This window comes from Acidisphaera sp. L21 (assembly GCF_009765685.1).
Lineage (GTDB): Bacteria > Pseudomonadota > Alphaproteobacteria > Acetobacterales > Acetobacteraceae > LMUY01.
This window is the reverse complement of sequence record NZ_LMUY01000017.1, coordinates 1-8,356: the sequence shown is the minus strand read 5'-3', so window position 1 is coordinate 8,356 and position 8,356 is coordinate 1. Positions and strand designations below refer to the sequence as shown.

Genomic DNA, 8,356 nt, shown 5'->3' with positions numbered 1-8,356 from the left:
CAGGTCGAGAATCATCTTAATCCACGCTGAGAATGCGTCCGCCTGGCGCGTGGCGTGACGAATTGCCTCGCTTGCCTCGGGAGAGAGCTGGGAGGAAGAGGTGGCGGGAAGATCGTCCGGCATTCTCTTGGTATAACCGAGTTCGATTACGGGCCAATGAACAACAAGGCCCCGTTCCTCTGGCCGCAGTGCCGTGGACAAACAGGATTACGGGGGAAGCGTCGCCATGTAAGACTCAATCCTCTTGAACACGTCTAGTATTCGGTTGCCGTCCAGGTCTTTCACAACGGGTTCGCTGTCATGACTGTTGGGAACTACCGGCGGTGGGCCTTCTGGACAGGGTGCTACTTGTTCCATGACTCAAATATAGAATCCGAAAATTAACGAGGGCCTACAAACTGTGCGATGCCGCTGCTCACGCCGATCCTGCAGCGCCGCCAGCTTCGACGCCGCACCTCGCTTTGCCTCCAGGTGCTGGCTGTAGCGTCCGACCATTGCCGGCGGATGGGGATAGCTACTGTAGGTCTAGCTGCGGCACATAGGCTCTATCTGGCTTGTTGGCAGCCCGTGCATTCTAGGCCGTATACCCCATGCACACTGCCCCCCAATGGCGGTCTCGGATCCTGATCGGGGCAGAGGCGTGTTTTAGTACGGCGAATACCCCGCCACCCATATTGCGACGGTAAGTTTGCAGTAAAAAGGAAATTTTGTCGTTTGCAGCGGCGCGATCGTTGGTCCGGTCTCGATAAATCCGACGCTGTCGGCAATTGGCATCGTTCCACACAGAATCGCCGCTCTGGGACTGGGAATACGCCTCTGTATGGGTCGGTAGATAACAGTTACGGTCAATAACCACGCAATACGACACGCGGGGGTCGAAGTTTTGCGCCGCTTCGATCAGCTGCGGCAGCACCTGGTCCGCGGACAGGGTAAAGCGCGCCATCATCTGTCCGGGGTTTGTGTCAGGGATGACCTGGTAATCCTCGTCGAACAAGTCATCCTCAGTCAACCGGCCGGCATCCAGTTCGCGCGTGAATAACGCGACCACTTGGGCCGCAACCTTCTGCACATACTCGATGAACGGCGTGTCGTCGGTCACGCCGCCATCCTGCAGCACTGCGCTCACCATCTCCTCCGATATGGTGACTAAGCCTAGTATGGTGTCGCGAGCTCGCCGAATGTCATTGTCCGAGCCGTGTATGTCGCGCGACATTTCCTGCATCGCTTGCTGCAACTCGGTACACCGGCCGCTCACCTGCTGAGTGTGGTTGGCGATGTGGTCGGTGCGCTCGGTGATGTCCGCCATGCGCTGCTTGGTCTGCCCCACTAGGAGCAATACGTCCGTACTCTGCGCATTCACTTGGTCGGCCTGCGCAGCACTCGCCTTTGCCCGGCCGATCATCGCGAGTGCCCCCGTGCGCAATCGGTCTACCGTGGCACGGATGCCTGTCGTCGCCTCTGCCGTGCGGGCCGCGAGTGTCCGCACTTCTGACGCCACCACCGCAAAGCCCAGTCCACTTTCACCCGCTCGCGCCGCCTCGATCGCCGCATTCAGCGATAACATTCGCGTCTGTGCAGCGATGGAGCTGATCTGGATCGCAATCGCGTCGATACTGCGCAGCGCCTGTTCCAGCGCGGCCCCGTCCTCCCCCAGCGCGGTCACGGCCGCAGCAAGCTGGGACACGCCAAGAGCCGTTTGTTCCAGCGAAGCGTATGATCGGTCCATGTCCGAACGTGCGGTGACGGCATGCTGCCGCGCGTGTTCAGCTGCGGCAGCGACGGCGACATTGTCGTTTGAAACTTGGTTGGTAGCGACCTGGAGCTGGTCGAGCACTACGGCGCCCTTAGTCACCCGTGCGGATACGTCTTCCACCGAGCCGGCGACGTCCGCGACGCCAAGGCTCAGCAGGCCGGCTTCCCGCGTCATGCGCGTGATCATCGTGTCGGTGGATTGCGTCATACCGTTCTGGCAGCCACTCAAGGTGTTGGCTAATCTGTGCGTACAAACCTTCATAATGATTAAGCAGTCATATATTGAGCGGCTCAGGGTGCGGGCGCCTCTAGTCGGCACGCCATCTGGCGATCAGCAGGCGCTTACGTAGCCTAACCCTTCCACCGGCCAGCCTGCATGATGGCAGCAGGTCTACCGCCATGAGGCTGTGAATAAAGTTGGTTCGGCTCGACCCAACCCATTGCGGCGTGTGTGGGGGTGTGCAATTATTAGGTATGGCCGGAACATCCGCAGTTGTGGAGGCAGTGACGAAACGAGGGGGCATTCCCTTCTCGCGAGCATCCAAGCTGGCCAAAACTGGTATGCAGATCGGCGAGTTACCGAAAAGCGGCAAAGGCGGGGGTGAAAAAGGCACTGTGCATTGGGGGTGTCGTCCCATCGCCTTTTACGGTCTGAGCGCTGCCGTAGCAGAACCGACAACAGCAATGGATGTCTTGGTGCCGATATTCGCCGGCGCTGAGTTCGTTCACCGTATGCGCGAGCAGCATATCCCCAACGAGCTTGGTGTTACGGTTCGCCGTGAGGATCACTATAAGACGCGTGAACCAGACAATGCACTGCTCCAGCTAAGCACTGGGTTTGATCGTGGCATCCTCACCTTCGTGGATTGCGGGGATCTTTCGCAAATTTTCCAAAGGCTCTTGGTGGCTCTTGCGGACGGCTCTCTCACCGAGAAGATTTTGAGGGATTCGGATCTGCAAATCTTCTTCACGTTGGCTGGACCCGACTGCCCCAAGGTTTCAGTCCAGTTTGACTTGCCGAATGGCGATAGCGTCCTCGACCTCTACCGCCCCAGTATTCCAGCGGATTTGCTACCGGATACCGACGGACTGTTTGAGCGGTCTTGCATTCGCCGCACGGCTCAGATCGGCCCAGACTTCCTGATCATACTTTCCGACCTGTTGCGCGATTCGTTGCAGCGCACGGGAAAGTCTTCTCTGCCACCGAACGGCGGTTTGCCGCCGGGCAGAAAGAAGAAAGGCGCCACGCCTTCCGACGTAACGCCTTCCGATTCCAGCTCCGATGACGAAACCACCGCCGCCAAGCGGGGGCCCACCACAACCCAGAGCAGTCCTAACAGCTGCAAATCTATGTTGGGTGCGTGTGTGTGTCCAGGGGAAGCATCGGAGTTGGGGGCTTTGGCTGTCTCCCGACCCGAAAGGACACACCACGATGACCACCCGTAGCCCAGACGATCCTGGCCCAGATGCCGCAGAACGCTGCGCCGCCGGCGGGGGAGGAAGCGGCAATCTTCGGCACGATGGCTCATCTGCCGGATGCACAGTCGTTCCGTGAATTGGGAGCGCTGAACAGCCGGGTCACCACGGCGATGCGTGCGGCTCGATCTGACCCTGCCCAGGCGCAGACATATGCCCGACTGTCCCAGCTCCGAAGCAGCCTGGCCAACATTTTGCAGGACAGCGTGGAGAGCCAGGCTGGCCAGGACGCCGCCGCCGTGCGGGCTGGCACAATGGCGCCGAAAGACAGTATGATGGGTCGTTGGTCATCGAACTTGGCTGATGCGCGACAGGATTGGTATGCCGGAAGAGCCTCAATCGCAGCCGCCTCCGACGCTAACGGACGAGGACTTGATCGGGGTGATATCCAAGCTTCTGGAACCTATGCCGGAGGCCGACCAAGGGCCTTTTCTGGCGTATCTTCAGCAGAAAGCGTCTCGCGAAGGGGATTTCCTGACACTCAGGGGCATCCGGGCTTATCGAGCCAAGCACCGCCCCTCGTAGCCAATGCCGACCAGGCTGCGGTCGATCGGATTGCGGAGGCGAACGCCGCTTACGGCGTTCATAAGCAGACCTACGGCGCGAAAGTCCCCGGGGTGGGTCCTGTCCTTGCGCCGGGCCCGACGCAGGGCACGTTTTTGATGCACGACAGCGCTGTGCCATCTGCCATTTTCTCCAAAGGGACTAACGCCGCCGAGAAGGTCCAAGCCGCCATTCATGGCGGCCTCACGGCAGGCCAGATTGCGAACTTTGCCGCCTTCGATCTTCGCAGCGCTGCGACGAATGCAGACGGCACTCTCAATCCCGCGAAGTTCGCCCGGTGGCGCCAGCAGAACGCGGCTGCCTTTGAAGCCCTCGCCAAAGCTGACCCGTCTGTCGCCGGTCGGTTCGATACCGCCCAACAGGCCAGTCAGCGCCTTGTGGATCTTCAATCTGCCCGCACCGCCCTGGATGCCACCCATCCGCTGAATCCAGGTTGGGGTGACGCCGAGGTAATGCAGCGTGTGTGGCAAGGTGGTCCCAAGGGCGCTGACAGCGTACGCGCCGCCACATCAGCCGCGGGTGGCTCGCCCATCGCAGCATCCTCTATCGCGGATTACGCCGCCTACTCGTTGCGCAAAGCCGCCGCCCCCGATGGCGTGCTGGATCCGCGCAAATACGCGCAGTGGGTGAAAACCTACGATGGCGCCATATCCGCGCGGCCCGATATCAAAGCCCAATTTGACAACGCCGCCGCCGCCCAACGGACATTGAACAATTCGGCCGAGGATCACGCCGTCGCGCTGCGGAACTACCAAAACAGCGTGGCCCGCCACTTCCTCGGTGGCGCTGATCCCGCCGACCGCATCGGCCAGATCCTCAACTCTGCGACCCGGCAGCGTGACATGGCCGAGCTCGCCCGCCTGACGGAGACCGATCCAGCCGCCCGCGCCGGTATCCAGCGTGCCGTGGTTGACCACATCTTCAGCCGCCTGCAAAGCAACGCGCTTGCCGGGGAGAGTGGCATCGAGAAGCTGAAGTCCGATCAGTTCCAGAGTTTCGTCAACCGCGCGGCGCCGGCGCTGCACGACGTGATGTCGCCTCAGCAGGTAGACGCGATGCGCCGGATTGCTCTGACCCTTCAGCGGGACAATCTGTCGGTGGATGGCACGCGTGTGCCAGGCGGCTCGGACAGCACCCAGAAGATCGCTGGCATGATCGCGGGCAAGGGATCGTCGCTGATGGGCATGGCGAAGGTGCACGGCGTCACCGGGTTGCTGACTATTCTGGGAGCGAAGATGGGTCCGGTAGGTGCGTACCTCGGGAATAAGGCAGGAGCGGGTTTTACCGCCCTTAAGGCCGCTGGTATCAGCCAGACCAACGATCTAGTGAAAGAGGCGATGCTGCACCCCGCCCTTGCCCGGGTGCTGCTCGAGCAACTCACGCCCTCGAACGAGAAGGCCGTGGCCAGCCGGGCGATGGTGATCCTTCGCAACCTGTCAGCCACCCGTGGTGCCAGCACCGCCGTAGCCGCCCAGCATGCCGTCTACCCACAGACGAAGCGGCAACCGGTGCGGCTCAATTCACTAGCGGACTTGGGTGCCGCGATGCCGATGGCGTCCACGCCCAATCAGTTGTCCAGCTTGGGAAGGTAATATGTCCGACGCGTCTCACGCCCCCGATCAGCCCAACCCGTTCCCCGCTCTAGACCTAGTCGAAATCTACGATGGGACGGGTCGGCACCTTGGCGGCATTTTCCCGCCACTCCTGGATGGGAACGTGCTGACCGAGGCGTGCACGCTGAGCAAGGCGCTCCGTCCCGGCTTTCGGTCGCTCTATCTTTGGCCGGAAGACGAGCATGGGGAGTTGGCCCTCGTGTGGATGCTGCCTATCACCATGACGATTGAAACGCCTCTCCCCAGAGAGATCGTGGCCGAGGTCGTCTATGCCGTGGACAGCCGGAAGGTCGTCCAAATGCACGGAAATGATGAGCGGGTGCTGGACCAGGTGAGGGCGCTGATAGCTCGGTTTGTGGGTGGTGGGCACGCGTAACAGTAAGCAATGCGTATGCTAAGGACGTTCGTAGGTTCCAATCAAACGCCCGTAGCCAAGCAGGCTTCGCCGAGCGGTAACCAACAACGCGCCACGCCCCGGTATGCGGCGTGGCGCAAAGGCGGTTGCCAGCGCAAAAACTTGGAAGGCGTACCGATGTGGTCCGTGTCCGGGGATCGGCGTCGGCGGTAACCAAGCGCGACCCCCCAGCGAATTACGACCCACCGAGAACATACGGCTATGCGCCATCGCAGTTGGCACCGCGCCCTCTGCTAGCCCTTGAAGGGTTGCGGGCATGGCATGTAGAAGCAAATGAACGAGAGGCCTTGGAAAGGGCGCGTCCGCGTCCTCCACCAGCAGCGCCAGCGATACAGTGCCCTCTGGCATGCCAGACCATTGCAACGGCGGGAACAGCCCGGCGCCGTCACCAGTAAACCGTATCGGGATCGCCCCGCCATTCTCGAAAGCGGCCGAGGCGAGCGTCAGGGTTGGCGTGCCGAAACGCGCCATTGCGAGGGCGTCGATGCCAGGCCGCAAGCGATGGATTGCATGGCCGAAGCGGGATACAAAAGATGTCATAGCATGACCTAAGCCGCCTGCGGCATATTGGCAGCCAACACCTCATCCACCACCTCGGGTTTGCTCGCAATAATGAGCAACAATACCCGGGCGGCGGCCTCTGGTTGACGCCTACCCTGTTCCCACTCTCGCACCGTTGCCGCTGAAAACCCGAAGCGTCTGGCAAATGCGGCTTGGCTTAGTCCGAGTTGATCGCGAATTGCGCGCACGTCTACCTTGGCAGGGGCCGGGTAGAAACGAGCAGGAGCCTTGCGGCCCGTCAGGATCTCCATCCCCTCTTGCAACGAGGCGATGAGTTCGTCGCCAATGTCGCTGCCTGGAATGCCCTTCTTCATTCTGCTGTCCCCTTCTTCTTGGCCCGTCGTTCGGCCTTGTAGGCGTTGATAATGGCTAGCAGCGCGTGGCGCTGTTCGGCGCTGATGTTGTCCTGCTCGTTCTTGGCGTAGATCAGCAGCGCCAACACCGGCACATTTACGCCAGCCAGATAGTAGATCACCCGGAAGGCGCCACTCTTGCCGCGGCCTGCGGGGGCAAACCGCAGTTTGCGGATCCCTCCCAGACCTGGCACCAAATCTCCAGCTTCGGGATCGGTTGCCAGCGTTGATATCAAAACCGTCCTGTCGTCGCGACTGAGCAGTGCATCTGCGCGCCTGGTGAAAATGGAGGTTTCGGCAACGGCATGCATGATAGCTTATACGGCAACGACGCACATGCGTCAATGACGTATACCTCGTCGGTAGGGTGAATCAGATCGTTAAGTAGGGTGCCGGCCACCGACAGGAGATTCTGAGACACCTGTCGCGCCGGCTCTCCGCGTGTTTTTGACCCGCGCTATCGGAGATCAGCGGGATCGCCCGGTTATCTTCGCAACCTCCTTGGAACGTAGGCGCTCTGGGCGGCCGATCTGGATGGCTTCGCCATGGGGTCAGCATCGTCCCATGAATTTCAAACGGCCACGCTTGGGCCGACCCCCGCTTTTCGATCTAGAAATGCGTCCAGATGGTCCCGCAGGTAGACCTTTTCTGCCGCTGGTCAGCCAAACCGCGGAGAACTCGCCGCCCTTTTCTAGAGGCGCAGGCTGACCTTGGACAGGCCGATGTAAGCTGCAGCCAAGTCCTCCGTCATGCCACGAGGCCAATCTGGAAGTGGGCGCTTGTTCGAAGCGTCCACTGCCTATGTCTTCGACTGCGCAAAGAGGAGGACGAGCGTTTTACGAGGGCGCCCTCCCTTACCTTTCGTCACTGTTGTCTAGCGCGACCACTCCCGCACTACTTCCGGGTTCCAGCGTGGATGAGCCAAATGCAATACCCTTGGAGGCAAGCGCTCGGGCGACCGGCTGTTCATGCTGCGCACGGTCGCCTCACTATAGCGGAGATACGCTGCCAGTTCAGTGATGGTCCAGAGGGCGTCAGGCGGTTTATTGTTCAATTTCTGGCCTCACGGCTTCTGCGTCGACCTTTCCTTGGCAGAGATCGTTTGGCGTCAAGCTGGGTGTAAGACCTCTACAGCGCCCTAGGGTGGCCTGCATCAGATTAGGAGAAGGCCGTGACGGAGGCATTTTTGCGCTACCCCGAGGTTGTGCGTCGCACCGGTTTCTGCCGGTCGAGCATAGAGCGTCTCGTGCGCACATCAGACTTCCCCGCTCCGCGCAAGATTGGTGAAAGGGCAGTCGCCTGGCTCGAATCGGAGGTCACAGCCTGGATGCAGAGCCGGCCGCAAGTCGGATATAAAGTCGGGACAGCCGATAGTCGGTCTGGGGCAAAGAGTGATTAGCATTCCCCCACAACTGCGCCCATTTCACCTAGGTCGCTTCGTGCAGTAGATCAGCAGGTACGAGACCACCGGTTCGATTTCGAGTGTCTGTGAAGCTTCTCCCCCGCCAGTCGGCGTTTCGTGCCGCTGGGCTGAAGTCGAACACAAAGGTCAAAAGCCCCTTTGGCAGCGAGCCAATCTGAGCTCTGCTGAAGTCGCGAATGCGACCTCCAAGTTCAGATTT

The 8,356-nt window shown here is 60.6% G+C and carries 9 protein-coding genes; 4 read left to right on the top strand and 5 right to left on the bottom strand.

Annotated features, from left to right (window positions below):
- Positions 1-574 precede the first annotated feature (574 nt).
- On the bottom strand, positions 575-1,960 hold the full coding sequence (locus GSQ76_RS04850) for a methyl-accepting chemotaxis protein (RefSeq protein ID WP_158742788.1): 1,386 nt from the start codon (positions 1,958-1,960) through the stop codon (positions 575-577).
- 266 nt (positions 1,961-2,226) lie between these two features.
- On the opposite strand from GSQ76_RS04850, the gene GSQ76_RS04845 reads away from it, so the two are divergent.
- From GSQ76_RS04845 to GSQ76_RS04835, 3 genes are read left to right on the top strand one after another with little or no spacing between them, the layout of a single operon-like run.
- The gene (locus GSQ76_RS04845; RefSeq protein WP_158742787.1) at positions 2,227-3,198 is read left to right on the top strand and encodes a hypothetical protein; all 972 of its coding nucleotides are present in this window, start codon (positions 2,227-2,229) and stop codon (positions 3,196-3,198) included.
- Positions 3,199-3,218: 20 nt separating this feature from the next.
- Entirely contained in the window at positions 3,219-5,384 is a 2,166-nt protein-coding gene (locus tag GSQ76_RS04840; RefSeq protein WP_158742786.1) for a hypothetical protein, read from the top strand.
- 1 nt (position 5,385) lies between these two features.
- Positions 5,386-5,781: a hypothetical protein gene (locus tag GSQ76_RS04835; RefSeq protein ID WP_158742785.1), complete on the top strand. Its 396-nt coding sequence runs from the start codon at positions 5,386-5,388 to the stop codon at positions 5,779-5,781.
- An 18-nt stretch (positions 5,782-5,799) separates the two neighbouring features.
- Here GSQ76_RS04835 and GSQ76_RS32580 read toward each other — a convergent pair whose 3' ends face one another.
- From GSQ76_RS32580 to GSQ76_RS04820, 3 genes are all read right to left on the bottom strand, one after another.
- Positions 5,800-6,291: a YbhB/YbcL family Raf kinase inhibitor-like protein gene (locus GSQ76_RS32580; protein ID WP_408836167.1), complete on the bottom strand. Its 492-nt coding sequence runs from the start codon at positions 6,289-6,291 to the stop codon at positions 5,800-5,802.
- 77 nt (positions 6,292-6,368) lie between these two features.
- Complete coding sequence (gene nadS, locus GSQ76_RS04825; RefSeq protein WP_174247290.1) at positions 6,369-6,695, bottom strand: NadS family protein; 327 nt, start codon at positions 6,693-6,695, stop codon at positions 6,369-6,371.
- Positions 6,692-7,045 carry a type II toxin-antitoxin system RelE/ParE family toxin gene (locus GSQ76_RS04820; RefSeq protein WP_158742783.1) on the bottom strand — a complete coding sequence of 118 codons (354 nt, stop codon included), beginning with the start codon at positions 7,043-7,045 and terminating at the stop codon, positions 6,692-6,694. Before GSQ76_RS04820 ends, nadS begins: the two co-directional genes overlap by 4 nt.
- 860 nt (positions 7,046-7,905) lie before the next feature.
- Here GSQ76_RS04820 and GSQ76_RS32455 point away from each other — a divergent pair.
- On the top strand, positions 7,906-8,133 hold the full coding sequence (locus GSQ76_RS32455) for an AlpA family phage regulatory protein (RefSeq protein WP_158742782.1): 228 nt from the start codon (positions 7,906-7,908) through the stop codon (positions 8,131-8,133).
- A gap of 28 nt (positions 8,134-8,161) precedes the next feature.
- Here the strand turns inward: GSQ76_RS32455 and GSQ76_RS31020 are convergent.
- On the bottom strand, positions 8,162-8,356 hold a 195-nt coding region (locus GSQ76_RS31020), incomplete at its 5' end, for a hypothetical protein (protein ID WP_216850903.1).